We start from the raw sequence: 24001 nt of genomic DNA on the forward strand, positions 1-24001 counted from the left end.
GAGTAATGGAGAAAGTCATTTACGTGTTGTGGCGCGATGCGCAGGTCGCGCCCGATCAGTGGAGCCGCAGCGTGCGCGCGCAGCTCGCGGACAAGCTGCTGTCGCTCGGCGCGCACGGCGTGCAGGCGAACGTCGCCGACGCCGACGTCGCGCCGGCCGCCGCGCTCAAGCAGACCAATACGCACCCGGGCATCGACGGAATCGTCGCGGTGTGGCTCGACAGCGCGAACCCGATGTTCCGGCAGCCGTTCGACGATGCGGTGCGCGCGGTCGTCCCGCACATGGCCGCCTATCTCGTCACCGAATCGCAGCCGATTCCGAACACGCGCTTTCCCGCGCGGCCCGGCGAACGCACGAGCGGCTTCTCGCAGCTCGCATTTCTGAAGCGCCCGCCACGGCTCACGCACGAAGCGTGGCTCGACGTGTGGCATGGCCATCACACGCGCGTGGCGATCGATACGCAGGACAATTTCCTGTACGTGCAGAACGTGGTCGTGCGGGCGCTCACGCACGCGGCGCCCGGCTACGACGCGATCGTCGAGGAATGCTTCCCGGCCGCGGCGATGACCGACCCGCATGCGTTCTTCGACGCAGTCGGCGACGAGGAGAAATTCCAGCGCAATGTGGCGGAGATGATGGACAGCTGCGGACGCTTCATCGATTTCGACAAGATCGACGTGGTGCCGACGAGTCAGTATGTCGTGAAGGCGGTGCGGGGGTAGCGCGACCGTCGCCCGCGCAAAAAAAAAAACGCCAACCCGAAACGGGTTGGCGTTTTGCCTCGTCCATGCCGATTACGAGAACTGGTTCATCGTGTTGTCCTTGCCCGCCGCCTTCAACGCTGCTTCGCCGCTGAAGTATTCCTTGTGGTCGTCGCCGATATCCGAGCCGGACATGTTCTGGTGCTTGACGCACGCGATGCCCTGACGGATTTCCTTGCGCTGCACGCCGGCCACGTAGCCGAGCATGCCCTGGTCGCCGAAGTATTCCTTGGCCAGGTTGTCGGTCGACAGCGCAGCCGTGTGGTACGTCGGCAGCGTGATCAGGTGGTGGAAGATGCCTGCTTCACGCGATGCATCGGCCTGGAACGTGCGGATTTTCTCGTCGGCAATCTTCGCCAGCTCGGTCTCGTCGTACTCCACGCTCATCAGGCGTGCGCGGTCGTACGCCGACACGTCCTTGCCTTCGGCCTTCAGCGCATCGTAAGCCTGCTGACGGAAGTTCAGCGTCCAGTTGAATGACGGGCTGTTGTTGTACACCAGCTTCGCGTTCGGGATCACCTTGCGGATCTCGCTGACCATGCCGCCGATCTGCGCGATGTGCGGCTTTTCGGTTTCGATCCACAGCAGGTCGGCGCCGTTCTGCAGCGACGTGATGCAATCCAGCACGCAACGCGCTTCACCCGTGCCCGGGCGGAACTGGAACAGGTTGCTGGGCAGGCGCTTCGGACGCAGCAGCTTGCCGTCGCGCTTGATGACGACGTCGCCGTTGCCGAGCTGGTCTGCCGACAGTTCCTCGCAGTCGAGGAACGCGTTGTACTGGTCGCCCAGGTCGCCCGGGGTGCTGGTCACGGCGATCTGCTTGGTCAGGCCGGCGCCGAGCGAGTCGGTACGGGCGACGATGATGCCGTCGTCCACGCCCAGCTCGAGGAACGCGTAGCGGATCGCACGGATCTTCGCGAGGAAGTCCTCGTGCGGCACCGTGACCTTGCCGTCCTGGTGGCCGCACTGCTTCTCGTCGGACACCTGGTTCTCGATCTGGATGCAGCATGCGCCTGCTTCGATGAACTGCTTGGCCAGCAGGTACGTTGCTTCCGCGTTGCCGAAGCCGGCGTCGATGTCGGCGATGATCGGCACGACGTGCGTCACGTGGTTGTCGATCTTTTCCTGGATCGCGGCCTTGGCAGCGGCATCCTTGGCGGCGTCCAGTTCGCGGAACAGGCCGCCGAGCTCACGGGCGTCGGCCTGGCGCAGGAACGTGTACAGCTCGCGGATCAGCGCGCTGACCGAGGTCTTTTCGTGCATCGACTGGTCCGGCAGCGGGCCGAACTCCGAGCGCAGTGCGGCGACCATCCAGCCCGACAGGTACAGGTAGCGGCGTTCGGTGCTGTTGAAGTGCTTCTTGATGGAGATCATCTTCTGCTGGCCGATGAAGCCGTGCCAGCAACCCAGCGACTGCGTGTACTTGGCCGGGTCGGCATCGTACGCAGCCATGTCGGCGCGCATGATCTTCGCGGTGTACTTGGCGATGTCCAGGCCCGTCTTGAACTTGTTCTGGGCACGCATGCGGGCGGCGGATTCCGGATTGATGGCATTCCACGCGCTGCCTTGCTTCTCCTTCAAACCAGCCACTGCCTTGATGTCGTCTTGATATTGGGACATGTCTATCTCCTGGGAACGAAGCGCATTTGAGTAAAGATTTCAGCTTGCCCGCCCCGTGTGACGAAGCGAACTGCATGGACTTAATAGTAACGCCGCGCGACGCGCCGTCGGTCAACTCTTATATAAGACATAAGATATAAATTTCTCTTTTTTTTCAATGAGATAAGCACGTCGTTTTGCGATGCAAAACAGGTTTTCAAGCGGCGGAAAGGCCGCGCGACGGGAATTCGGCGCGCGTTTCGCGATATGAAACGGCCTTTCGGCAGTTGGTGGGAAGACAAGCATCGCGATGCATGCTTCCGGCTTTTGCCACCCGCATGACAAAACGTCTATACTTGGACAATCTATCGACAGCGCGGCACGATGCGCCGTCCCCCGCGTATCGCAATGCGCGCCCTCTTGCCCGCAACGACATGAGCGACTACCCCGTTTTCGACGCGCTGTGCGATCTGCTGAATACGTGCGACGCGCGGTTCCGCGTGCTGGAGCATCCGGCCGAAGGCAAATCCGACGTGATCGCCGCGATTCGCGGCACACGCCCCGAACAGGGCGCGAAGGCGATGCTCTGCACGTTCAAGGACGGCGGCGACGCCACCGCGCTCGCGGTGATCCCCGGTCATATGAAGATCGATTTCCGGAAAGTCGCCGACGCGCTCGGCCGCCGCAAGGCGACGCTTGCGCCGCCCGAGCAGGCGGCCACCGTCACGCGCTGTGTAATGGGCGCGGTGCCGCCGTTCGTGTTCGACGCGAACGTGACGCTCGTCGTCGATCCCGCGCTGATCGAACGCAACGACGAGATCGCATTCAACGCAGGCCGCCTCGACCGCTCCGTCGTGCTCGACGCGTCCGACTACGTGCGCATCGCTCGCCCGCTGCTGGCCGACATCACGCGGCCCGAAACCACCGACGCCCCCACGCTCCAGGCCAGCGCATGACCACGCCCCGCAAAACGCCGCAATCGGAACAGGCGTCGCTGATCGAACAGGTGCAGCGTATTGCCGAAGGGCTCGGCGCGATGCTCGCGCCGTTCACCGAGGTCGTCGTGCACGACCTGCGCACGCCCGAGCATGCGATTCTCGCGATCCACAACAATCTGTCCGGCCGCGCGGTCGGCGATCCGGCGACCGAGCTCGGCCTTGCGCGCATCGCCGACGACGGCTTCCCGCAGGTGCTCGCGAACTACGCGAACCGCTTCGCCGACGGCCGCACCGCGAAGAGCACGTCGATCGGGATCAAGGATTCGAGCGGCCGCTACGTGGCCGCGCTGTGCCTGAACGCCGACGTCACGCTGTTCCGCGGCTTCCAGGGGATGCTGAACCAGTTCTGCAGCACGGAAGGCGAACCGGTCGCCGAAACGCTCGACCCGGCCGGCGCGGACGCGATCCGGCAGCGCATCGATGCGTTCGCGACGCGCCTCGCGACCACGCCGCGCGAACTGAAGACCGACCAGCGCCGCGAGCTGATGCAGGCGCTGAAGACCGACGGTTTCCTCGAGGTGCGCCGCGCGATGGAAATCGTGTCCCAGCATCTCGGCGTATCGCGCGCCACCGTCTACAACGATGCGAAATGAACAAGCGCATGCGCACTCCGTTTACCTGTTGACCGACCCTCCCGACGAGCGACTCATGAACACTCCGACCCTCCCCACCTACGACGACGTCGCGGCCGCGGCGGCGCGGCTCGAAGGCCACGCGCACCGCACGCCCGTGATGACGTCGCGCACGATCGACGAAGCGCTCGGCGCGCAAGTGTTCTTCAAGTGCGAGAACCTGCAGCGCATGGGCGCGTTCAAGTTCCGCGGCGCGTTCAACGCGCTGTCGCGCTTCGACGCGACGCAACGCCGCAACGGCGTCGTCGCGTTCTCGTCGGGCAATCATGCGCAGGCGATTGCGCTGTCGGCGCGCATGCTCGGCATTCCGGCGACGATCGTGATGCCGCAGGACGCGCCGGCCGCGAAGATGGCCGCCACGCGCGGCTACGGCGGCAACATCGTGACCTACGATCGCTATGCCGAGGACCGCGAGCAGATCGGCCGCGAACTCGCGCAGAAGCACGGGCTCACGCTGGTCCCGCCCTACGATCACGCGGACGTGATCGCGGGCCAGGGCACCGCGGCCAAGGAACTGTTCGACGAGGTCGGGCCGCTCGACGCGGTGTTCACGCCGCTCGGCGGCGGCGGCCTGCTGTCGGGCACGGCGCTCGCGACTCGCGCGCTGTCGCCGCATGCGAAGCTGTACGGCGTCGAGCCGGAAGCCGGCAACGACGGCCAGCAGTCGTTCCGCTCGGGGTCGATCGTCCATATCGACACGCCGCGCACGATCGCCGACGGCGCGCAGACGCAGCATCTCGGCAACCTGACGTTCCCGATCCTGCGGCGCGACGTCGACGACATCCTGACCGCGACCGATGCGGAGCTGGTCGACTGCATGCGCTTTTTCGCGACCCGTATGAAGATTGTCGTGGAGCCGACCGGCTGCCTGTCGTTCGCGGCCGCGCGCCGGATGAAGGACGAACTGCAAGGCAAGCGCGTGGGCATCGTGATCAGCGGCGGCAACGTCGATCTCGAGGCGTTCTGCGCGCTGGTATCCGCGGCGGCATGACCGCCGCGGCGCGCGGATGACGTCATGAAGCGTCCGTCATCCGTGCGCCACTGCACCTTCACGTCGCGTTAAGTTTCGCGACCTAGACTCATTGCGTGGTCCCGCAGTCAGTCGTGAAGAAGGAGTCACCATGAACACGCACGCGATCGTCGCTGCCGCCCTCGCGGCCGCATCCCTCTCGGCGTTCGCTCAACCGGGCGTGACGTCATCCGGTTTTCCCGCCGTCTCGCCGCGCGACGACGCCGCGCGGCCCGCTCACCGTTCGCCCGCCGCGCTGCCGCACGCCGGCTTCGTGCTCGCGAAGATCGATCAGAACAATACGCCGCCCGATCGGGGCAGCGATCCGTCCGGCCGCACGCGCGGCAGCACGCATATGTAATGCCGTGTGGGCCGGCCGCGTCGGCCAGCCGGCCCGCATCGCGGCATCACCGCATCACCGCATCACAACGACGGCAGCGACGGATCGCGCGCGGCGAGGATGTCGGCAGTACGCCGCTGCAGCGCGCCGTCGATCGTCTCCGGCTGCGGAATCAGCCAGTAGCGCCCGTCGCGAATGCCGTCGAACACCCGCACGGCGAACGTGTCGGGCGTGAGTCCGTGCGCGTTCAGCATCGCGCGCATCGTGTCGACGAAGCCCTGTACTTCCGGCCGGTCGTGCGCGGCGCCGAACGGGTCGTTGAAGATGCCCGTCTGCACCGGCCCCGGCGCGAGCAGCGACACGCCGACCGGCGCACCGAGCATCTTCAGCTCGCCGTACAGCGATTCGGTCAGCGCGACCACCGCGAACTTCGTCGCCGAGTAAGGCGACATCAGCGGGCTCGGCAGGAAGCCGCCCACCGACGCGGTATTCACGATGCGCGCCGGCACGTTGCGCTCCAGCATGCGCGGCACGAAGCTGCGGATCCCGTTCATCACGCCGTGCACGTTGATCGCGAAGCTGCGCTCGAACCGTTCCGGCGTGATTTCCCAACTGAAGCCGGTCGCCATCACGCCCGCGTTGTTGAACAGCAGGTCGACGCCGCCGAAGCGCCGCCACGCGGCGTCGGCCAGCGCGTCGACGGCTTGCGGCAGGCTGACGTCGGTCGGCACGCACAGCACGTCGGTGTCGAGCGTCGCGGCAAAGGCGTCGAGCTTCTCCGGGTCGAGGTCGGCCAGCACGACGCGCATGCCGAGCGCGGCCGCGTGGCGGGCGAGCCCGCTGCCGATGCCGCTGGCCGCGCCGGTGATCACGGCGGTGCCGCCGTCGAAGCGAATCGAGTTCGTCATGTCAGAGTCCTGTCGGGTCGATGTGGGGATGGGCATACGCGGGAATCACGGGCGGCGGCAACGGCGTGCGGCCGTCGAGCGAACGCACCGCGAGCCCCTGCGACAGCGGGAAATGCAGGCTGTGCGCGACGAGGCCCGTGCGTTCGCGCGCCGGCAGGCTGCACAGCGCCAGCGCGGTTTCCGCGAGATACGCGACGTCCTCGGTCGGATAGCCTTCGGGGATATAGCGTGCCGCGCCCGGCGTGCGGATCGCGGTGCTAGGCGCGACCAGGTTCACCGCGATGCCGTCCGCTTCAAGTTCGGCCGCGAGCCCTTGCGTGAAGCGCGACAGCGCGGCCTTGACCGCCGCATAGACGGTCGCGCCGCCCACGCGCGAGAAATCGTCGAACGGCCGCAGCGGCGCGAGCGCCGTGACCGACCCGACGTTGACGATCCAGCCGGCGCCGCGTGCGCGCATCAGCGGAATCGCGGCCTGGGCCAGCGCGAACGGGATGCGCAGATAGTGTTCGATCGTCGTGTCGAACATCGCCATCGGCATCGCGTCGACGCATGCATAGTCGGCCACGCCCGCATTGTTCACGAGGATGTCGAGGCCGCCGGCCGCCCGCGCCGCGCGCGCGACGAGCGTGTCGCGCTCCGCCGCGTTCGACAGGTCGGCGGCGAGCGCGATCGCGCGGCCGCCCGCCTGCTCGATCAACGCGACCGTTTCGGCGAGCGTGCCGGCGGTCGTGGCCGATTGCGTGAGGCTACGCGCCGTCACGACGACGGTCGCGCCTTCGGATGCGAGGCGCTGCGCGATCGCGCGGCCGATGCCGCGGCTCGCGCCCGTCACGAGCGCGCATTTGCCCGCGAGTTGCGCGGTTCTGGGGTCGGTCATGGTGTCTCCGGTGAAGGGGGATTCGGGGCGAAGCGCTCGGTTTCAGCCCGCGATATCCGCAACGTGCAGCACGAACTTGGTTTTCGCGTCGCCCGTTTGAACGAGATCGAGCGCCCGCGCGGCCTGTTCGAGCGGAAAACTGTCGAAGCGCGGCACGCGCAACGCGCGCCGGCCGAGCCGTTCGGCAATCAGGTCGAGCGTCGCGCCGCTGGGCATCCGGCTGTAGGTCATCGCGGTGCGCAGGCCGCGCTTGCCGGCCTCGGCCGCCGTCGCGGCGAGCCGCTCCGCGTCGCCGGCCGCGAGCGTCATGATGTTGACGAGCGTGCCGCCCGGCGCGAGCAGGTCGAGCGCGGCGGGCAGCGTGTCGCCGCCGACCGCGTCGAGCACGAGGTCGACGCCGACCGGCGCCCACGCCCGCACGGCCGCGCCGATGTCCCCGGCGCGATAGTCGATGCCCAGCGCCGCGCCGAGCGATTCGACCGTCTCGCGATTGCGCGCCGAACACGTCGCCGCGACGCGCGCACCTGCCTGGGCGGCAAGCTGGATCGCGAACGTGCCGACCGCGCCCGCGCCGCCGTGAATGAGCACCGTCTGCCCGGCGCGCAGCCCGCCGTCATCGAACAGGCCAGCCCACGCGGCCAGCGCGGGCGTCGGCGTGGCGGCCGCTTCCGCGAAGCCGACTGCGTCGGGCAGGCACACGACCGAGTCGTGGCGCACCGCGACGTATTCCGCATAGGAACCCCAGCGCCCGGCGCCGACGTCGGTCTGCGCGAACACGCGCATCCCGGGCGTGAAGCCTTCGACACCCTCGCCGACCGCTTCGACCACGCCGGCGGCATCGAAGCCGATCACGAACGGGAACGCGATCTGCATGAACGCGCCGAGATAGCCTTCCCGGCATTTCCAGTCGGCGGGATTCACGCCCGCGTACGCAACGCGGATCAGCACGTCGCCGGGGCCCGGCTTCGGCACGGGAACGTCGGCCAGTCGCAGCGCGTCGGAATGGCCGACGCGGTCGATCAGCAAGGCTCGCATGGTGGTGTCTCCTGTATTGATACTTGATATGGCGTATGGATCGGGATCGGTCGCCGCGCGTCACGCCGCCGTATCGGCCAGCAGGCTCGACGCGAGCGGACAGAACGCGTGCGAGATCGCATCGACGGTCCACTCGGGGCTTTCGGCGTCGAACCGACGGTCGACCCAGCCCCAGTGGTATGGATGCAGCAGATATTCGCCGAGCAGATCGCCGACGTGCGCGAATTCCTGTTGCCAGACATGCGTCCACGCGCCCGGCGTCACGATCCGGCTCAACCGCCAGTTGCGGATGCCGGGCATGAACGCGGGCATGCGCAGCAGTTCGCGCTCGAGAGCGGCAACCTGCGTGTCGTCGGCCTGTGGCCGCACGCGCAGCATCAGCGTGCGCCAGACGCCGTCGCGCAGCGCCGGTTCGCGCAGGCCGCCGCCGATCGCGCGGCACCCGGCGCCGTCGATCCGCACGACGCCCGGCAGCCCGGCCAGCGCGGTGAAATCCGTCGCGTGACCGATTGCTCGTCCGTCGCGCAGCACGTCGAGCGTGTAGTCGCCCGCGCCCCAGCATCCGTCGAGATTGCGCTCGAGCGACACACGGGTGGCGCCGTGCAGCGCGTGCGCCGCATCGCGCAGCGCGCGCTCGGTTGCGCCGGTGTCGGCAGTGGCGGAAACGAATACCTGCGCCGTGTCATGCCGCATGGTCGACCTCCGTCAGGGCCGGCAGCGGCGCGTCGGCGTCCGTCATCACGTGGCGGCGGCGCGCGTCGCACAGCGCATCGACGGCGATCCAGAACGCAACCACGTCGGCATCGGTCAGGGCGCGCATCCGGTAGTACGCGGACGCATCGGCAACCTGCCATGTCAGCCACAGCGTGCTCGACTGCCCCGGCACCGCGACGGGCGGCGACACCCAGCGGCCGGCCGCCGTCAGTCCGCGCGCCGCGTGGCCCGGTAAATAGCGGTCGCGCAGCAGTGCAAGCACGTCGGGAATGCGCTCGGGCGCGAGCGTGATTTCGTCTACGATCTGGATCATTCGCGTGTCGTCTCGGGTGGTTCGTGGCGGAATGCGATGCCGGCCGCCTACGCCGTTCCGGCGAGGCCGGAAGCGGCCGGCGTGGATAGCATTCTTGCGTGGCGACGGTCGGCGAGCCCCTATCGGTCCGCTCACCGGCCCCTGTCGCAACGCTCAGATCGGGAGGCAAATGAAACAGCGCGCATTGCCGGCACGCGGCCGCGTGCTGCCGGGCCTCGGCGCACGCCTGCTCGACGAACTGATGCGCAGCGGCGCGCCGTCGGCGCAACCGCACACATTGCCCGCCGTCGCGGTTGCCGCCGCGACGCCCGGCGGCTTTGTCGCGCTATACCGAGACGCGATCGAACGGCTCGAAGCGCAGGTCGCGCGCGGCAACGGTCATCCGCCGATGCGCAAGCAGGAAGTCGACCTGATGTGTCGTTGCCTGCTCAGCTGTGCAACGCTCGCCGATGCGATCCGCTGCGCGGCCGAGTTCTGCGAGATGCTGACACCGCGTGCCGGCATGCTGTCGCTCGCGGTGCGCGACGGCCGCGCGACGTTCCGGATGGATTCGCTGCGTCGCACCCGCAGCCCGGCCGCGTGTCTCGTCGACCTGACCGGCCTGTTCTGCTATCTGCAACTGTTCGGCTGGCTCATCGGGCAGCCGCTGCGGCCTGACGAAGTGTGGCTCGGCCATCCGCGCCGCGACGACGCGATGCCGCTGCTCGGGCTGTTCAATGCACCGGTCGACGTCGGCCGCAAAACCTACGGCTTCGCGTTCGACGCAGCGCGGCTCGATGCGCGTGTGATCCGGCAGCCGGGCGACCTCGACGCATTTCTTGTCGACTTTCCGTTTCGTCTGATCGATGCGGCACCTGCCGTCGTGTCATGGGCGCAGCAGGTACGCGGCTTTCTCGACGCGGCGCTCGCGCGCGAGCAGACGGTGCCGGCGCTCGCGGAGCTGGCGACGTGGCTCGGCGTCAGCTCCGCCACGCTACGGCGGCGGCTGGCGGCCGAAGGCAGCGGCTATCACGTGTTGCGCGAGCAATGCCTAGCCGATGTCGCGCGGCGCTGCCTGCGCGAGTCGGACTGGCCGATCGCGCGGATTGCCGCGCATCTCGGCTTCGGTGGCGAGGAAGCGTTCCGGCGCGCGTTCGTGCGGTGGACGGGTGTGGCGCCGAGCCGGTTCCGGCGCATTTGCGTCGCCGCCGACATGCCGTTTCACCAGACGTGAAGCCCGATTCGCGCGCTCCGGGAGAAAGGATTTTGAAAGAACAAGGCAGAGAGTGACGTTTTTTCGCATCCTCCTTCGCACCGGCAATTGACGCGCCGGAGCGCGCGCCATTACGCTTGCGCGCTGATGGTTCCCAGAGACGGGATCAAAAGGGAACGCAGGAGAGGCCGCGCCTCGAATCTGCGGCTGCCCCCGCAACTGTAAGCGGCGAATCCGCGCCACCGCATGCCACTGGGTAAACCGGGAAGGCCGGCGCGAATGACGACCCGCGAGCCAGGAGACCTGCCATCGACCCGAGGTCCAAGCAGCCGCACCGGGCGGGGTGTCCCGATGCGCCACGCGCCGCCTTTGGCGGTCGCTCGTTGCATGGACGGCCCGACCTCAGGACCCATCCGATGTCCCATCTTCCCGAATCCGCTTCCATGCCGGAAGCGTCGCGCCGACATGCCACCGGCATGCGCGGCGTGTCCGCGCACGTCTGCCGCGTCGTCCTGCGCGACGACCGGCCACGCTGTCCGGTCTCGCGATAAACCCACAAGATCGAACGCGGTACTCGCCGCGCCCCGCTTACGCTCGCTGTACGCAACACCATCACGCTCGCTGCCTTATGAACCTTCGCCACCTCCTTGCCACGTCCGCCGCCACGGCGCTGCTCTCCCCGATCGCCCACGCCGCCGGCGACACGGCGACCCCGCAGCCGCCGCAGACCACGGACGGCGCCGACCTGCCGTCGATCAGCGTGACCGACACGCGCCATCTGCCCGAGTCGTTCGACCAGCGTTATGCATCGACGCAGGTGCTCACGCGCACCGACCTCGACCGGCTGTCGCCGAGCGATCCGAGCATCACGCAGGCGCTCGCGACACTGCCGGGCGTCACCGTCTCGCAGAACGGCGGCCCGGGCTCGTCCGCGTCGGTCAGCATCCGCGGCTCGTCGGCCAGCCAGGTCGCAGTGTTCATCGACGGCATCCGGATCGGCTCGCCGACCACCGGCATCGCGCCGTGGGCGGACCTGCCGACCGAGGCATTCGAGCGCGTCGAAGTGATTTCGGGGCCGGCCGCCGCGTCGTTCGGCGCGAACGCGATGGGTGGCGTCGTGCAACTGTTCACGCGCCGCGCGGCCAACCAGCCGAACCAGACCACCGTGTCGTTCGGCGGTGGCTCGAACAAGACGTTCGACACGCAGCTGCGCACGTCGGGCACCGTGCCGTCGACCGGCCCGCTCGCGGCACTGGGCGGCCTCACGTATTCGCTCGGGCTGCACGACTACAACACGGCCGGCATCGACGCGACGCGGCCCGTGTTGCCGTACCACGAGGACGGCCGCAATCCGTATCACGCGCAGGACCTCGATGCGCGCCTCGGCTACGCGCGCGACAACTGGTCGATCTCGACGTTTGCGCTGTATCACCGCTCCGACCTGTCCTATGACAACGCCGGCTATGCGAACCGCCAGCTCGATCATCAGCTGACGACCGGCATCGCATTCCATCTCGACATCACGCCCGATACGCAATTCGACCAGTCGTTCGCTTATGCGAACGACCGCCAGTTCCTGTACGCGAGCGCCCCGACCATCCCGACCGACCAGATCAACTCGCAGCGCATCACTTCGTCGACGTCGCTGACCCGTCAGGAGCACGGGTTCCAGCTGTTCGGCCTGCCGCTGTCGGGCGAGACGAAGCTCGCCTACGACTTCACGCGCGAACAGGCGTTCCTGCCGATCGATATTCCGGACGGCGTACCGACGCGCAACGACTCCGCGTTCTCGCTGCATCAGTCGGCAACGCTCGGCAACGTGACGATGTTCGTCGCGGGCCGTCATGAAATCATCGCCGGCCAGTCGGTAAACACCGGCAACGCGGCCCTGTCGTGGGCGATCACACCGGTGTACACGGCGCGGGTGTCGTACGGCAACGCGTTCCGCCTGCCGGCCTTCAACGACCTGTACTACCCCGGCTACGGCAATCCGGACCTGAGCCCGGAGCGCAGCGATTCGATCGAGGCCGCGCTCGACGCGAACACGTCGTACGGCACGTTCACCGCCGCGATCTACGACACGCGGGTGCACAACCTGATCGCGTACAACCCCGCGACGTTCTCGCCGATGAACATCGGCCGCTCGCATATCCGCGGCATTGACCTGTCGTACAAGGGGACGATTGGCCGCTACACGCCGGTCAGCATCGCGATCGGCCTGCTGGACCCGCAGGACGAGACCAACGACAGCTGGCTCAACCGCCGGCCGCGCCAGACGGTCAGCGTGAGCGTCGACCACACGTGGGACGAACTGCACCTGCACGCGCTGAGCACGGGCGCGTCGCTGAACTACGGCGGCACGACGTTCGACGACCCGGTGAACACGACCTACCTGCCGTCGTACCTGACGGTGAACCTGCGCGCGTCGTACAGGATCAACGCGCACCTGACGGTATCGGCGACGCTGTCGAACCTGTTCGACCGCCAGTACATGACCGCGTACGGCTACAACACGCTCGGCCGCACCGCGTTCGGCAAGGTCAGCTACACGTTCTGACGCCCGGCTGCCCACGCATCGGCGCCCGCGATCACGGACGCCGATGCGGAGCCGTTCAGATGGATCGAATGCGTTCGCAGCGAACCGCAGTCGACCTTCACGACCCCACGACGCCGCGCACGCCCGCAATCAACTGGATCGCGCCGAACCCCGCGATCACGACGGCCGACACACGCGACAGCCCGTGCATGAACGCGCCGGACATCTTCGTGCGTAACGCGGCGGTCGCACCGCTCAGACACAGCCACCACGCCGCCGACCCAGCGAACACGCCGGCGACCATCGGCGCGACGGACATCCGCATCGCGCCTTCCCGAGCCGCCGACAGCGGCCCAAGCGCCGCGAAAATCCCGATGAACGACACGATCGTCATCGGGTTCGACAACGTCAGGCCGAACGTCGTCAGGAAGTCGCGCAGCACGGTCGTACGCGGCCCGTCGCGCTGCACGGCCGCCACGGCCGGTGGCTGACGCGCGATGGACCACGCCAGCCACACGAGGAACGCGCCGCCGCCGATTTTCAGCGCGACGGTCAGCATCGGGAACGCCGTGGCGATGCCCGCGACACCCAGCGCGCCGAGCAGCCCGTAGATCGCATCCGCGCAGGCGGCCCCGATGCCGGTGGCGAACCCTGCGCGAAAGCCGCGGGTCAGGCTGCGCTGGATGCACAGCATGCCGATCGGGCCGACCGGCACCGCGATCGACAAGCCGATCACGACGGACTTGATGAACAGCATGGCCGACTCCTCGTGTCAGGCAAGGGGGATACCGGCATCGTAGGGAAAGTCCGATCGCCGCTGAAGCCGGTTTTTAAGGAAAAATGGCTGTTTTACCTTAAAAACTCCACCGCCATGGACGATCTGGACTGGAAGATACTTGCGCTGCTGCAGGCCAACGGCCGCATCAGCTACACGGAGCTGGCACGTCAGGTTCATCTGTCGGTGCCGGCGGTGACCGAACGCGTGAAGCGCCTCGAATCGATCGGGGTGATCGACGGCTACACGGCGCGGGTCAATCCGGCCGCGGCCGGCTACGCGGTGAGCGCGCTGATCGGCATCACGGTGCCGCAGCCGGCCAAGGCGAAATTCCTGACGCTGCTGGAGACGATTCCCGAAGTGGTCGAGTGCCATCACGTGACCGGCGCGGATTCCTACGTGATGCGGTTCGTGGCCACGGGCATGGCGCACCTCGAACAGCTGATCGAGCGCATCAACCTGTACGGCGAAACCCGCACGTCGATCGTGATGTCGACGCCGCTGCCGGCCCGCGGGCTCGCGCGCCCGGCTGCGGCGATCAAAGGGATTCGGGGGTGACAGGACACCCCGCGCTACGCGATGCTGTGCAATGCCCCCTTGCACGAACCGGACAACCTGCCATGTCAGTCATCGGACTCGATCATTACAACCTGCGCGCCGATCGGGCGACGCTCGATACGCTGCGCGATTTCTACGTGAACGTCGTGGGCCTCGAACCCGGCTATCGGCCACCGTTCCAGAGCGACGGCTACTGGCTCTACGCGGGGGCGCAAGCGATTCTCCACCTGTCGGAAACGCGGCCCGGCGAGGTGCGGCCAGCGCACGTCGTCAATACGTTCGACCATATGGCGTTTTCCTGCGCGAACGCCGCCGACATGGAGCGGCGCCTCGACAACGCGCAGGTCCAGTACGCGCGCCGATACGTGCCGCTCACGCGCCAGCTCCAGATCTTTTTCAGCGATCCGGCCGGCAACGGTGTCGAATTGAATTTCTCCGAACCCGACTGCGATTCCGGCAACGGACCGGGTTAGCACGCGGTGTTCGGGCCGGCGATTCGTTCGCGCCGGCCGGGCGCGCTGACGATCAGTGCGGATCCGTCACTTGCCGGCCGCTGCGCCGAGCAAGCCGCCGACGAGCGACGTGACCGGCGCGAGCGGATTGCTCGTACCGCCCGACGTTGCCCCGCCACTCGTACCGGTGCCGGGACCGTTGTGCACGGTTGCCGGTATCCCGCCGACCACGCTCGTCACCAGGCCCGAAATCGGCACGGCGCCGTTTGCGCCGTTCGGATTCACGAGGCCGCCGGCGTTGGTAACAGTATTGCCGACCGCCCGAACCAGTTGCCCGAGATCGCCGACGACCGGCTGCGACGAGGCGGCCGACACCTTGGTTCCGGCCGACGTAATCGCCCCGCCGACCTGTCCAAGCAGGCCGGCGACCGGCTGGCCGAGACCGGTCGCCGTGCCGACCTGTTGGGTCAGGCTGCCGGCCGTCGTCACGAGAGGCGTGATCGCCGACCCGGCCAACTGGGTCGCCTGCTGCACCGGCCCCGACGACACGGTCGAGCCGACCGTAGCGCCCGCGGACTGCAGCCCCTGGGCTACCGTGTCGAGCAGGCCGCCAACCGGCGTCGTGATGGGGGCGAGCGGCGACAGCGGGCCCGCGCCGAGCGCCTTCACGGTCTCGGCAAGGCCCAGGACGGGATTGCCCGTCGAGCTGACGACGGTGCCGAGCCCGGTGACCGTCTTGCCGACCGGGTCCGGCGTGATGCCGATCTGGCCGATCCCCGCGCTCACCGCGTTCGCCGAGTCGCGGATGATCGAGCCCACGCCGGTGATCGTGGCGCCCGGGCCCGCGGTCACGCTCTTGCCGACACCCGGCAGACTCACTCCGCCGAGCGAGGTGCCGGCGTCCATCACGACCTGGCCAACCGTGCTGACGATGCCGTTCGTGCCGGGCGCGCCGCTGGTACCCCAACCGCCGCTCGTCGTTCCGCTGGTCCCGCTGGTCCCGCTGGTCCCGCTGGTCCCGCTGGTCCCGCTGGTTCCGCTAGTTCCGCTGGTTCCGCTAGTTCCGCTGGTTCCGCTAGTTCCGCTCGTACTCGTGCCGATGTTATTGCCGGCCACGGTCGGCGCGGTGATGTCGCCGCCGCCGCACGCGGCCAGCATACAAGCCGCGGCGATCGCGGCGAGCGCAACGCCGGTTCTGGTGAAATGGTGATACATGGATGCCCCCGTCGGTTTTTCAGATCAATGCATTCGACAAGCATCACCCGTGCCACCAAGGTCGCCATCGATGCAATCCCGCGATCGCCGCGCACCGGGCCCCGCCGGCGGCCGTCCCCACGCGGGACGTACGGCATGCGATCGGAAACCCGCCGGTTCGGCGAGCCCCGCGCCGCTCCCGGCGTTCACGTAACACGGGGGCACGTTACGTAGCACCGGCACGGAACGGTGACGACACCCGCAATGGCGTCGCGTTGATCGTCACGGGCTCGACGGTCATTCACGTGACGAATCGGGGCGGCGCAACGTTCGCGCTCGCGAAAGTGTCGTCACGCCCGCGGTTTCCACTGAGCGCGTGACGGCAGCGTCATCGCCGCCACGCCCGCGACGGCACATCCGAGCCCCAGCCACGCCAACGCGGACAGCGATTCGCCGAGCAGCGCGATGCTGATCGCCACGCCGACCGGAACGCGCAGATACGCTTGCGCCGTCGTCCCGACCGAGCCGAGCGTCCGGACCAGCCGGAAGGAGACGACGAACGCGAACGCGGTCGACAGGACGGCGAGCGGCTGCCACGACGGCTCGAGCGTCCGTGGTCGGTCGACCGCGATGCTGGCGGGCACCAGCGGCGTCGCTGCCGACCACGAGCGAGCCGACGGCCGGCGCGGCCGGCGACAGTCCGTTGAACGACCGGCCGTAGATCGCGGCACCGGCATAGCACACCGTCGCGGCGACGATCGCCGCCGGAAACCGCTGCGGGATTCGAGCGTCACTGCCGCTTCACGAGCCGCACGATCGTCAGCGTGCCGTTCACGCGCTCGACCCGAACCCTGACCTTGTCGCCCACGCGAAGCGACTCGATCATGGCCGGATCGCCGGCCTTGAACGTCATCGTCATCGGCGCCATCCCGACGTTCCGGAGCGCGCCGTGCTTCAGCGTCACCATCCCGTGCGCGGCATCGATACGCTTCACTTCGGCATCGGTCAGTGCGGTATCCGGCGCCGACAGCTTCGTGTCGCCCATGTTCATGTCCGACATGCCGCCGGCCGCGCAAGCCGGCATCGCAACAGCCGTCAGTGCACCGACGGCGGCGGCAGCAACGCATCGGATCTTCATCGACAATCTCCAGGACGCACCGCGGATGCCTTCGTGTCTACCGGAGCCAGCACCTGCACCTGCGTCGCAGCATGAACGTCCCCGCTACACGAGCAGCGTCGCGACGGCCCACGCCATCAGCACGACACCCAGCGCGCGGCCGATACGCTCGCCGCCCGGCAGCACCTTTTCCGCAAGCACGAACAGCGACAACGCGATGATCCACACGACGTTCATCACGCCGCCGACGAACAACAGCGCCATCAACAGCCAGCAACACCCGACGCAATATGCGCCGTGGCGTACGCCGAGCAGGAAACTGCCGGACACGCCGGGGCGCCAGTACGTGGTAAGAAAGCGCACCGGCGACCGGCATTGCCGCAGGCATGCCTGTTTCAGCGGCGAGAACTGATAGATGCCAGCCAACGCGAGGACGAACGCGGACAGCGCGGCGCTCTTCGACCACAGCATCATCCCCGAGATCAGGCCGGCGGGCTGCAGCAGCATCTGAAGCACGGCCGCGCCGACCGAAAACGCGAGCCAGGCGACCAGGTAGCCGGCCAGCAGAAACGCCGACGTGAGCGCCGAACCCGTGCCCTGCGCGCCGTGATGCCGCAGCACGCGCCGGTACAGCAGCACGAGCGGCGCCGCACCGGGCGTCATCATCGCGATCATCATCACCCACCACATCAGGATCACGGTCGGCAGCGACGGATCCATGGCGCCCATGTCGTCGGCCAGCCGATGCGGGAACAGCGCGAGCGTCGTCATGTCCAGCGCCGACATGCCGGTCCCGGCGCCCGTCCACAGGTAGGCCCAGCACGCGCCGACGAGCGCGGCCATGCCGAGCAGCGTGACGACGCGCTCACGCGCGAGAAAATCGCCGACGGGGTTCATGCCGTCGCGCGATGCCGGACCACCCCGTGATTGTTCAGGTGCAGCCGTGCGAACTGCGCATAGGTCCGCTCGAAGTCCAGTTCGATGTGACCGTGCGAGTGGCCGGTGCCCGAGCCGATCTCGGCCAGCTCGTACTCGAAACCGTCGGGCAGGTCGATCCGCACGCGGTGTTCGGCGCCCGTCACCGGATTGACAATCGGTTCGCCGACGACATCGAGCACGCCGTCCACGTGAATCCGGCCGCGCCTCGCATCGACATCGACGTCGAAATCGATCTTCGCGAAGATCGGGTCGAATGCCTGCTCGAGCGTCGACGCGAACACCGAGAACATCGTCGCGAACGGATCGGTATCCTGACCGGTCATGATCTTCAGCACGGCGTCGCACTGCGCCGGATCGACGCGCTCGTCGACGATCGGCTGACACTTGCCGTGGCCCTCGTGCACCGCGCCCGGCCACTTGAACACCACCGCGATCCTGACGCCGTCGAGCACCACGTCGCCATAGTGGCCGCTGTCGATCGAAATCGCACCCATCGCCTGGCAATGGCCGTTCGTCGGCAGCGCATTGAACTGGCACGGGCAACCGTACGAGCAATTGCAGTTCATCAGCTCGGTTCCCTGAATCTCCCACGGCGTCATGGCGTCACCTCGCGCGGTCGGCGATACATATCACGCTTCGAATCTAGTGCACCGCGCGGGGAAAGCAAGGCGGCACGAGCCGCGAAACCAGGCCACCGGCATCGCGCCGCGACACGCGCAGCATGCGCTGGATGCGTTGCCTGAAGCAACCGTGATCCGACGAATGCCGACGGCCCCGCCGTGCCGCGTAAATGCGGGAATCCCGCACCGGTCCTGGTTCATACTGTCTGGCAATCGCCGATTCTCCGACCGTCACTGCTGCCCGGATGCCCGCCATGCGCGTTCACGGTGCGTTGCTGTTCCTCGTCGGCACCCTGCTTACCGCGGGCGGGTACGGTGCAACCTTCCTGTTGTCGACGCGATTTCGCGCGATCGGCGGCAGCGATCTCGATACCGGCGCCGCGCTGGCCGCCGCCACGGTCGGCACCTTTGCCGGCCTGGCGGTGGTCGGCTGGTTCTCGCGGCAGGTCGGCGCCGCGCGGATCGCCGCGCTGTCGTCGCTGTGCATCGGCGCCGGCATCGCCGGCTTCGCGCTCGTCGGTCACCCGCCGTTCGCCGATCTGCCATCCGGCTTCCTGGTGGGGTTCGGCTGGGGCGCGTTTCATCTGGCCGCGCCGATGTCACTGGCCGAACGGACCAGCGGCGCCGATCGCGGCATCTGGTTCTTTCGGGCGGCGACCTTCCAGATGACGGGGATCGGCGCGGCGCCGGCGTTCGCGGCATATGCAATGCGCCTGCTCCACTGGTCGATCGCCGACACGCTATACGCGCTCGGCGCGCTGTGCGCGCTCGCGTCGTTGATGCTGGAGATCTTCGGCCGCATGTGTCCGTGCCCGCCCGCATCCGCGGCCGGCGGCCGATGGGTGCGCGATATCGGCGCCATCTCGCGCACGCGCGCGGCCGCGCCGATCGCGATGATCGCGCTCGGCACCTGCGTGTTCTCCGGGCTGATGACGTTTCAGATGTCGTTCGTGCAAGGCACGCAAGCGCACCCCGGCACGTTCTTCAGCCTGTACACGACGACGGTGGTGATCGCGCGCTGGCTGCTCGGCCGCTGGGTCAGAATGGCGCGCCCGGAAACCGCCATCAAGAGCTTGCTCGCGATGATGCTGCTCGGCACGCTCGCGATGTTCGGCGCGTCCGCGCATGCGTCGTTCCAGTCGGCCGCGGCCGTGCTGCTCGGCGCCGGCTACGGTCTCGCGTATCCGGTCATCCAGGCGCAGGCGGTCAACGATTGCGCGGACGCGCAACGGCACGGCGTGCTGACGTGGTTCGTCGCGGCGTATTTCATCGGCGCATTCGGCTTCCCGTCGCTCGGCGGATGGGTGATGGTGCACGCGGGCAAGGGGGTACTGCTGATGCTGATCGCGGCGTGCGGTCTCGTGGCGCTATCGCTCGCGATCGTGCATGACAGGCCGGTGCCGGTGCGTACGCAATAGGCGTGCCGTTATCCGGTTTTCTTCGGCGAACGCGCGACGGTGAGCCATCCCATCACCGCACCCGCGACCCACGCGCAGGTCAGCATCAAGTCGAAGTCCATCATCCCTTCGAAATTCGCGCTGTTCTCGAAGCTGCAACGCTGACGGCCGAGGAATACGATGCAGCCGCTGACGACCCACTGGACATGCATGAATATGTGATAGACGGCGAAAGCCGACGTGATGATGGCGATGCGCAGGCGTATATTCGTTTTCATTCGGCGCCGGAGGCGGTAGGCTGGTCTGAAGCCGATCTTATGACAACGATGCCGCATCAGGCAATCGATCGCACACGGATCCAGCGGCCTGCGTGGGCGACACCGAATCGCCATTGGCATAAACCCCGAGAGAACCGATGACTGAACCGCACACGATCGCGCTGATCGTCGATCCGGAATGCGGCGAGCGGATTCGCGAAGTCGCCGCCGGCGCCCGGCACACGTGGGTCGTGACGAGCGACGCGAACGATGTGGTCGTCGAGCGGATCTGGCGCGAATCGCGCATTGCATGCACGTCCGGCGCCGAAGGCGGTGTCACGAGGTTCGATCGCCACGGCGACGACCCGGAAAGCTGGTGCGATTCGATACTCGATGCGATCGAGGACCACCACGGCAACCTTGCTCTGCAGCACGGATACACGGCGCTCGATGTCCATGGCGTTGCACTTTCGGCCCGGCTTCGCTCGGCGCTCGTCGAATGCGGCTTTTCCGTCTTCACACCGACGAACGAAGGCTTTGTCGCCGGCAAGTGACGACATGCCTGCGCTTACGCTTCGTCGATCTGCCTGAGCGTCTTCAGGCAATCCACCGCCAACTGCTGATACACCCGCGTACCGTTCGCCTTCGCGGCGATCTCCGCGTCGCTCAGCCGTCGCACCACGCGCCCCGGCACACCCGCGAGCAGCACCCCTGCCGGCACGTCGTAGCCGGCCTTCACGAATGCGCATGCAGCGACGATCGTCGTGGCCCCAATCGTCGCGCCATCCATCACGACCGCGTTCATCCCGATCATCGTGTCCGGTTCGAGCGTCGCGCCATGCACGATCGCGCCGTGGCCGATGTGGCTGTTCACGCCGAGCCGGCACGTCTCGCCGATGCCGACGTGCAGCACGCAGCCGTCCTGCACGTTGCCGCCCGCCTCGACGACGATCGCGCCGAAATCGCCGCGCAGGCTCGCATGCGGGCCGATGTAGCAGCCCGCGCCGATCGTCACGTCGCCGATCACGACCGCGCTCGGATGAACGTACGCGGACGGATCGACGCGCGGACGCATCCCGTTGAAGTCGAACAGCGGCATCGTCACAGCACCGCGGCCGCTTCGGGCACGAGCGTGAACAGGTCGCCGACGACGCCGTAATCGGCCACGCTGAAGATCGGCGCGTCCGGATCCTTGTTGATCGCAACGATCACCTTCGAATCCTTCATCCCGGCCAGGTGCTGGATCGCGCCTGAAATACCGACCGCGATATAAAGCTGCGGCGCGACGATCTTGCCGGTCTGGCCCACTTGATAGTCGTTCGGCACGTAGCCGGCGTCGACCGCGGCGCGCGACGCGCCGAGTGCCGCCTGAAGCTTGTCCGCCAGCGGCGCCAGCACCTTCGTGTAGTTTTCACCGCTGCCCAAGCCGCGGCCGCCCGACACGATGATGCTCGCCGACGTCAGCTCCGGACGGTCCAGCTTCGTCACTTCCCGGCCGATGAACTGCGATACGCGCGCATCGGCGGCCGCTTCGATCTTCTCGACGGTGGCGCTGCCGCCGTCTGCCGCCACCGGATCGAAACCCGTTGCACGTACGGTGATGACCTTGATCGGGTCGCTCGACTGCACCGTCGCGATCGCGTTGCCCGCGTAGATCGGGCGCTCGAACGTGTCGGCCGACACGACCGCCGTGATCTCGGAGATCTGCGCGACATCCAGCTTCGCAGCGATACGCGGTGCGATGTTCTTGCCATAGGCCGTGGCCGGCACGACGATGTGCGAGTAGTTTGCCGCGATGGTCAGCACGGTCGCTTCGACGTTCTCGGCAAGACCGTCTGCGAGTTGCGGCGCATCGGCCAGCAGCACCTTGCCGACACCCAAGATCTTCGCTGCCGCATCGGCTGCCGCCTTCGCGTCGTGGCCGGCCACCAGCACGTGAATGTCCCCGCCGACGAATTTGCCGACGTCGGCCGCCGCCGCCACCGTGTTCAACGTCGCGGCCTTGATCGGCGAAGCGCCGCCCGCCGATGCTGCGTCGTGCTCGGCAATTACCAGAATCGTCATGTCCTTGCGCTCCCTCTTACAGCACCTTGGCTTCGGTCTTCAGCTTCTCGACCAGCGTCTTCACGTCCGGCACCTTCACGCCGGCTGCACGCTTCGGCGGCTCGACCACCTTCAGCGTCTTCAGACGCGGCGCGACGTCCACGCCCAGCTCTTCCGGCTTCACCGTTTCCAGCGGCTTCTTCTTCGCCTTCATGATGTTCGGCAGCGTCACGTAGCGCGGCTCGTTCAGGCGCAGATCGGTCGTCACGACTGCGGGCAGTTGAAGCGACAGCGTTTCAGCACCGCCGTCGACTTCGCGTGCAACCGTGGCCTTGCCATCTGCAATCGTGACCTTCGACGCGAACGTCGCCTGCGGCAAGCCTGCGAGCGCCGCCAGCATCTGGCCCGTCTGGTTCGAATCGTCGTCGATCGCCTGCTTGCCGAGGATCACCAGTTGCGGCTGTTCCTTGTCGACCAGCGCCTTCAGGATCTTCGCGACCGCCAGCGGCTCGACGCTGTCGGTCGATTCGACGAGGATCGCGCGATCCGCGCCGATCGCCAGCGCTGTGCGCAGCGTTTCCTGTGCCTGCGCGACACCGACCGACACGGCCACCACCTCCGTCACGACACCGGCCTCCTTCAGCCGCACGGCCTCTTCCACCGCGATTTCATCGAACGGGTTCATCGACATCTTCACGTTCGCGATGTCGACGCCCGTGCGGTCGGATTTCACGCCGACCTTCACGTTCGCATCGACCACGCGCTTCACTGCCACGAGCACTTTCAACTGCCTGTCTCCTGTTTCGTTGCAACGGCCGCGGCGTGTCAGCGCGCGGTATACCCGCCGTCGATCACCAGCTCCGCACCCGTCACGTAGCGGCCTGCCGGCGACACGAGATACAGGATGCCTGCCGCGATGTCGCGCGGGCTGCCGATCTTCGCCATCGGCACGTGGGTCTGCATGTACTCGAATGCGCGGTCGGGATCCTGGCCCATCTGGCGGAACGCATCCTCGAGCATCGGCGTGCGGATGTAGCCGGGATGCACCGAGTTCGCGCGGATGTTCTTCGCCGCATACAGCATCGCGTCGACCTTCGCCATCATGCGCACTGCCGCTTTCGATGCGTGATATGCGGGCACGTCGGGGCCGCCGACGATTCCGTACATCGACGACAGGTTCACGATCGAGCCGCCACCGGCCGCTTCGATGTGCGGAATCGCCGCACGCGTGCACAGGAACACGCCGTTGACGTTCACGTCCTGCACGCGCTGCCATTGCGCGAGCGTGAGCTCGTGCGTCGGCACGTTGTGCCCTTCGATTCCCGCGTTGTTCACGAGCACGTCGAGGCGTCCGAAGCGCGCGACGATCTCGCCGAACACGCGCGACACGTCGGCCTCGTGCGTGACGTCGAGCGACCAGAACGCCGCGTGGCCGCCCTGTGCGCGAATCTCCTCGACGAGCGCTTCCGCCGGTTGCGACAGCACGTCGAGAATCGCGACGCTCGCGCCGGCCGCGACCAGCGTGCGGGCCGTTTCGGCGCCGATGCCGCGCGCGCCGCCGGTGATCGCGGCCACCTTGCCGCGCAGGTCGAACAGTTCTTCGATGAGTTTCATCATGTCTCCGTGGATTCAGGCGGGGGGGGGGGCGGGGGGGGGCGGGGCGCGGGGGGGGGGGGGGGGGTTGGGGGGTTTTTTGTGGGGGGGTGAAAATTAGAATACCAGTAATAATTGAGGG

General features: G+C 67.5%; 28 protein-coding genes and 1 riboswitch. Of the genes, 11 read left to right on the top strand and 17 right to left on the bottom strand.

What is annotated here, in order from left to right; all coding sequences use genetic code 11:
• Window positions 1-5: 5 nt before the first annotated feature.
• Window positions 6-722, top strand: a complete 717-nt coding sequence (locus tag DIE13_RS25260; RefSeq protein WP_098552016.1) for an EthD domain-containing protein — start codon at window positions 6-8, stop codon at window positions 720-722.
• A gap of 72 nt (window positions 723-794) precedes the next feature.
• Here the strand turns inward: DIE13_RS25260 and DIE13_RS25265 are convergent, their stop codons facing one another.
• Window positions 795-2381 (bottom strand): isocitrate lyase, encoded by a 1587-nt coding sequence (locus DIE13_RS25265; protein WP_124829821.1) that lies wholly within the window; start codon window positions 2379-2381, stop codon window positions 795-797.
• Window positions 2382-2794: 413 nt separating this feature from the next.
• Here DIE13_RS25265 and DIE13_RS25270 point away from each other — a divergent pair, with 413 nt between their 5' ends.
• From DIE13_RS25270 to DIE13_RS25285, 4 genes are all read left to right on the top strand, one after another.
• On the top strand, window positions 2795-3316 hold the full coding sequence (locus DIE13_RS25270; protein WP_124829822.1) for a YbaK/prolyl-tRNA synthetase associated domain-containing protein: 522 nt from the start codon (window positions 2795-2797) through the stop codon (window positions 3314-3316).
• Window positions 3313-3951 carry a transcriptional regulator gene (locus DIE13_RS25275; RefSeq protein WP_124829823.1) on the top strand — a complete coding sequence of 213 codons (639 nt, stop codon included), beginning with the start codon at window positions 3313-3315 and terminating at the stop codon, window positions 3949-3951. The genes DIE13_RS25270 and DIE13_RS25275 overlap by 4 nt, the downstream gene beginning before the upstream one ends.
• 55 nt (window positions 3952-4006) lie before the next feature.
• Entirely contained in the window at window positions 4007-4981 is a 975-nt protein-coding gene (locus tag DIE13_RS25280; RefSeq protein ID WP_124829824.1) for a threo-3-hydroxy-L-aspartate ammonia-lyase, read from the top strand.
• Window positions 4982-5111: 130 nt separating this feature from the next.
• The gene (locus DIE13_RS25285) at window positions 5112-5360 is read left to right on the top strand and encodes a hypothetical protein (RefSeq protein WP_124829825.1); all 249 of its coding nucleotides are present in this window, start codon (window positions 5112-5114) and stop codon (window positions 5358-5360) included.
• A 62-nt stretch (window positions 5361-5422) separates the two neighbouring features.
• Here DIE13_RS25285 and DIE13_RS25290 read toward each other — a convergent pair whose 3' ends face one another.
• Genes DIE13_RS25290 through DIE13_RS25310 form a run of 5 tightly spaced genes read right to left on the bottom strand, consistent with a single transcriptional unit; the run spans window position 5423 to window position 9186 of the window.
• A complete protein-coding gene (locus tag DIE13_RS25290; protein ID WP_124829826.1) occupies window positions 5423-6247 on the bottom strand; it encodes an SDR family NAD(P)-dependent oxidoreductase in 825 nt (274 codons plus the stop codon).
• 1 nt (window position 6248) lies between these two features.
• Complete coding sequence (locus DIE13_RS25295) at window positions 6249-7124, bottom strand: SDR family NAD(P)-dependent oxidoreductase (protein ID WP_124829827.1); 876 nt, start codon at window positions 7122-7124, stop codon at window positions 6249-6251.
• Between the two features lie 42 nt (window positions 7125-7166).
• Window positions 7167-8159, bottom strand: a complete 993-nt coding sequence (locus DIE13_RS25300; protein WP_124829828.1) for an NADP-dependent oxidoreductase — start codon at window positions 8157-8159, stop codon at window positions 7167-7169.
• A gap of 60 nt (window positions 8160-8219) precedes the next feature.
• Entirely contained in the window at window positions 8220-8852 is a 633-nt protein-coding gene (locus tag DIE13_RS25305) for a Dabb family protein (protein WP_124829829.1), read from the bottom strand.
• A complete protein-coding gene (locus DIE13_RS25310; protein ID WP_124829830.1) occupies window positions 8842-9186 on the bottom strand; it encodes a hypothetical protein in 345 nt (114 codons plus the stop codon). Before DIE13_RS25310 ends, DIE13_RS25305 begins: the two co-directional genes overlap by 11 nt.
• Before the next feature lie 169 nt (window positions 9187-9355).
• Here DIE13_RS25310 and DIE13_RS25315 point away from each other — a divergent pair, with 169 nt between their 5' ends.
• Together DIE13_RS25315 and DIE13_RS25320 are read left to right on the top strand one after the other, a co-directional pair.
• Window positions 9356-10399, top strand: a complete 1044-nt coding sequence (locus DIE13_RS25315; protein WP_124829831.1) for an AraC family transcriptional regulator — start codon at window positions 9356-9358, stop codon at window positions 10397-10399.
• Between the two features lie 110 nt (window positions 10400-10509).
• Window positions 10510-10704: riboswitch (cobalamin riboswitch) on the top strand.
• Between the two features lie 302 nt (window positions 10705-11006).
• A complete protein-coding gene (locus tag DIE13_RS25320) occupies window positions 11007-12935 on the top strand; it encodes a TonB-dependent receptor domain-containing protein (protein ID WP_124829832.1) in 1929 nt (642 codons plus the stop codon).
• A gap of 97 nt (window positions 12936-13032) precedes the next feature.
• On the opposite strand, the gene DIE13_RS25325 is transcribed toward DIE13_RS25320, so the two are convergent.
• The gene (locus tag DIE13_RS25325; RefSeq protein WP_124829833.1) at window positions 13033-13671 is read right to left on the bottom strand and encodes a LysE family translocator; all 639 of its coding nucleotides are present in this window, start codon (window positions 13669-13671) and stop codon (window positions 13033-13035) included.
• 114 nt (window positions 13672-13785) lie between these two features.
• Here DIE13_RS25325 and DIE13_RS25330 point away from each other — a divergent pair, with 114 nt between their 5' ends.
• Together DIE13_RS25330 and DIE13_RS25335 are read left to right on the top strand one after the other, a co-directional pair.
• Entirely contained in the window at window positions 13786-14247 is a 462-nt protein-coding gene (locus tag DIE13_RS25330) for an Lrp/AsnC family transcriptional regulator (protein WP_124829848.1), read from the top strand.
• Between the two features lie 62 nt (window positions 14248-14309).
• Window positions 14310-14720 (top strand): VOC family protein, encoded by a 411-nt coding sequence (locus DIE13_RS25335; protein ID WP_124829834.1) that lies wholly within the window; start codon window positions 14310-14312, stop codon window positions 14718-14720.
• A gap of 66 nt (window positions 14721-14786) precedes the next feature.
• On the opposite strand, the gene DIE13_RS25340 is transcribed toward DIE13_RS25335, so the two are convergent.
• The 5 genes from DIE13_RS25340 to DIE13_RS25360 all read right to left on the bottom strand — a co-directional run bounded on the left by DIE13_RS25340 (window position 14787) and on the right by DIE13_RS25360 (window position 18548).
• Window positions 14787-15914, bottom strand: a complete 1128-nt coding sequence (locus tag DIE13_RS25340) for a collagen-like triple helix repeat-containing protein (RefSeq protein ID WP_124829835.1) — start codon at window positions 15912-15914, stop codon at window positions 14787-14789.
• A 329-nt stretch (window positions 15915-16243) separates the two neighbouring features.
• Window positions 16244-16537, bottom strand: a complete 294-nt coding sequence (locus DIE13_RS25345) for an EamA family transporter (RefSeq protein ID WP_208450225.1) — start codon at window positions 16535-16537, stop codon at window positions 16244-16246.
• A 146-nt stretch (window positions 16538-16683) separates the two neighbouring features.
• Window positions 16684-17031 carry a copper-binding protein gene (locus DIE13_RS25350; protein WP_124829836.1) on the bottom strand — a complete coding sequence of 116 codons (348 nt, stop codon included), beginning with the start codon at window positions 17029-17031 and terminating at the stop codon, window positions 16684-16686.
• Window positions 17032-17115: 84 nt separating this feature from the next.
• A complete protein-coding gene (locus DIE13_RS25355; protein WP_124829837.1) occupies window positions 17116-17907 on the bottom strand; it encodes a DUF2182 domain-containing protein in 792 nt (263 codons plus the stop codon).
• On the bottom strand, window positions 17904-18548 hold the full coding sequence (locus tag DIE13_RS25360) for a DUF1326 domain-containing protein (RefSeq protein WP_124829838.1): 645 nt from the start codon (window positions 18546-18548) through the stop codon (window positions 17904-17906). Before DIE13_RS25360 ends, DIE13_RS25355 begins: the two co-directional genes overlap by 4 nt.
• Window positions 18549-18823: 275 nt before the next feature.
• On the opposite strand from DIE13_RS25360, the gene DIE13_RS25365 reads away from it, so the two are divergent.
• Window positions 18824-19987, top strand: coding sequence for an MFS transporter (locus tag DIE13_RS25365; protein ID WP_124829839.1), 1164 nt, complete (start codon window positions 18824-18826; stop codon window positions 19985-19987).
• A gap of 8 nt (window positions 19988-19995) precedes the next feature.
• Here DIE13_RS25365 and DIE13_RS25370 read toward each other — a convergent pair whose 3' ends face one another.
• Entirely contained in the window at window positions 19996-20244 is a 249-nt protein-coding gene (locus DIE13_RS25370; RefSeq protein WP_124829840.1) for a hypothetical protein, read from the bottom strand.
• Between the two features lie 137 nt (window positions 20245-20381).
• Here DIE13_RS25370 and DIE13_RS25375 point away from each other — a divergent pair, with 137 nt between their 5' ends.
• Entirely contained in the window at window positions 20382-20777 is a 396-nt protein-coding gene (locus DIE13_RS25375; RefSeq protein WP_124829841.1) for a hypothetical protein, read from the top strand.
• A 14-nt stretch (window positions 20778-20791) separates the two neighbouring features.
• Here the strand turns inward: DIE13_RS25375 and DIE13_RS25380 are convergent, their stop codons facing one another.
• From DIE13_RS25380 to DIE13_RS25395, 4 genes are read right to left on the bottom strand one after another with little or no spacing between them, the layout of a single operon-like run.
• Window positions 20792-21322, bottom strand: a complete 531-nt coding sequence (locus DIE13_RS25380) for a transferase hexapeptide repeat family protein (RefSeq protein WP_124829842.1) — start codon at window positions 21320-21322, stop codon at window positions 20792-20794.
• Window positions 21323-21324: 2 nt separating this feature from the next.
• Entirely contained in the window at window positions 21325-22287 is a 963-nt protein-coding gene (locus tag DIE13_RS25385) for an electron transfer flavoprotein subunit alpha/FixB family protein (RefSeq protein ID WP_124829843.1), read from the bottom strand.
• Between the two features lie 16 nt (window positions 22288-22303).
• Window positions 22304-23053, bottom strand: coding sequence for an electron transfer flavoprotein subunit beta/FixA family protein (locus DIE13_RS25390; RefSeq protein WP_124829844.1), 750 nt, complete (start codon window positions 23051-23053; stop codon window positions 22304-22306).
• A gap of 38 nt (window positions 23054-23091) precedes the next feature.
• Window positions 23092-23880 carry an SDR family NAD(P)-dependent oxidoreductase gene (locus DIE13_RS25395; protein WP_124829845.1) on the bottom strand — a complete coding sequence of 263 codons (789 nt, stop codon included), beginning with the start codon at window positions 23878-23880 and terminating at the stop codon, window positions 23092-23094.
• Between the last annotated feature and the right edge of the window lie 121 nt (window positions 23881-24001).

Origin of the sequence: Burkholderia sp. Bp9016 (assembly GCF_003857765.1) — a bacterium.
Lineage (GTDB): Bacteria > Pseudomonadota > Gammaproteobacteria > Burkholderiales > Burkholderiaceae > Burkholderia.

What these genes read in the sequence shown, in the direction of transcription:
- DIE13_RS25310 (WP_124829830.1), bottom strand. Translation starts at nt 9,186, where the DNA reads ATGATCCAGATCGTAGACGAAATCACGCTCGCGCCCGAGCGCATTCCC.
- DIE13_RS25365 (WP_124829839.1), top strand. Translation starts at nt 18,824, where the DNA reads ATGCGCGTTCACGGTGCGTTGCTGTTCCTCGTCGGCACCCTGCTTACC.
- DIE13_RS25325 (WP_124829833.1), bottom strand. Translation starts at nt 13,671, where the DNA reads ATGCTGTTCATCAAGTCCGTCGTGATCGGCTTGTCGATCGCGGTGCCG.
- DIE13_RS25330 (WP_124829848.1), top strand. Translation starts at nt 13,786, where the DNA reads ATGGACGATCTGGACTGGAAGATACTTGCGCTGCTGCAGGCCAACGGC.
- DIE13_RS25285 (WP_124829825.1), top strand. Translation starts at nt 5,112, where the DNA reads ATGAACACGCACGCGATCGTCGCTGCCGCCCTCGCGGCCGCATCCCTC.
- DIE13_RS25295 (WP_124829827.1), bottom strand. Translation starts at nt 7,124, where the DNA reads ATGACCGACCCCAGAACCGCGCAACTCGCGGGCAAATGCGCGCTCGTG.
- DIE13_RS25380 (WP_124829842.1), bottom strand. Translation starts at nt 21,322, where the DNA reads ATGCCGCTGTTCGACTTCAACGGGATGCGTCCGCGCGTCGATCCGTCC.
- DIE13_RS25350 (WP_124829836.1), bottom strand. Translation starts at nt 17,031, where the DNA reads ATGAAGATCCGATGCGTTGCTGCCGCCGCCGTCGGTGCACTGACGGCT.
- DIE13_RS25305 (WP_124829829.1), bottom strand. Translation starts at nt 8,852, where the DNA reads ATGCGGCATGACACGGCGCAGGTATTCGTTTCCGCCACTGCCGACACC.
- DIE13_RS25260 (WP_098552016.1), top strand. Translation starts at nt 6, where the DNA reads ATGGAGAAAGTCATTTACGTGTTGTGGCGCGATGCGCAGGTCGCGCCC.
- DIE13_RS25300 (WP_124829828.1), bottom strand. Translation starts at nt 8,159, where the DNA reads ATGCGAGCCTTGCTGATCGACCGCGTCGGCCATTCCGACGCGCTGCGA.
- DIE13_RS25315 (WP_124829831.1), top strand. Translation starts at nt 9,356, where the DNA reads ATGAAACAGCGCGCATTGCCGGCACGCGGCCGCGTGCTGCCGGGCCTC.
- DIE13_RS25395 (WP_124829845.1), bottom strand. Translation starts at nt 23,880, where the DNA reads ATGAAACTCATCGAAGAACTGTTCGACCTGCGCGGCAAGGTGGCCGCG.
- DIE13_RS25370 (WP_124829840.1), bottom strand. Translation starts at nt 20,244, where the DNA reads ATGAAAACGAATATACGCCTGCGCATCGCCATCATCACGTCGGCTTTC.
- DIE13_RS25265 (WP_124829821.1), bottom strand. Translation starts at nt 2,381, where the DNA reads ATGTCCCAATATCAAGACGACATCAAGGCAGTGGCTGGTTTGAAGGAG.
- DIE13_RS25290 (WP_124829826.1), bottom strand. Translation starts at nt 6,247, where the DNA reads ATGACGAACTCGATTCGCTTCGACGGCGGCACCGCCGTGATCACCGGC.
- DIE13_RS25340 (WP_124829835.1), bottom strand. Translation starts at nt 15,914, where the DNA reads ATGTATCACCATTTCACCAGAACCGGCGTTGCGCTCGCCGCGATCGCC.
- DIE13_RS25335 (WP_124829834.1), top strand. Translation starts at nt 14,310, where the DNA reads ATGTCAGTCATCGGACTCGATCATTACAACCTGCGCGCCGATCGGGCG.
- DIE13_RS25270 (WP_124829822.1), top strand. Translation starts at nt 2,795, where the DNA reads ATGAGCGACTACCCCGTTTTCGACGCGCTGTGCGATCTGCTGAATACG.
- DIE13_RS25275 (WP_124829823.1), top strand. Translation starts at nt 3,313, where the DNA reads ATGACCACGCCCCGCAAAACGCCGCAATCGGAACAGGCGTCGCTGATC.
- DIE13_RS25355 (WP_124829837.1), bottom strand. Translation starts at nt 17,907, where the DNA reads ATGAACCCCGTCGGCGATTTTCTCGCGCGTGAGCGCGTCGTCACGCTG.
- DIE13_RS25375 (WP_124829841.1), top strand. Translation starts at nt 20,382, where the DNA reads ATGACTGAACCGCACACGATCGCGCTGATCGTCGATCCGGAATGCGGC.
- DIE13_RS25320 (WP_124829832.1), top strand. Translation starts at nt 11,007, where the DNA reads ATGAACCTTCGCCACCTCCTTGCCACGTCCGCCGCCACGGCGCTGCTC.
- DIE13_RS25385 (WP_124829843.1), bottom strand. Translation starts at nt 22,287, where the DNA reads ATGACGATTCTGGTAATTGCCGAGCACGACGCAGCATCGGCGGGCGGC.
- DIE13_RS25280 (WP_124829824.1), top strand. Translation starts at nt 4,007, where the DNA reads ATGAACACTCCGACCCTCCCCACCTACGACGACGTCGCGGCCGCGGCG.
- DIE13_RS25360 (WP_124829838.1), bottom strand. Translation starts at nt 18,548, where the DNA reads ATGACGCCGTGGGAGATTCAGGGAACCGAGCTGATGAACTGCAATTGC.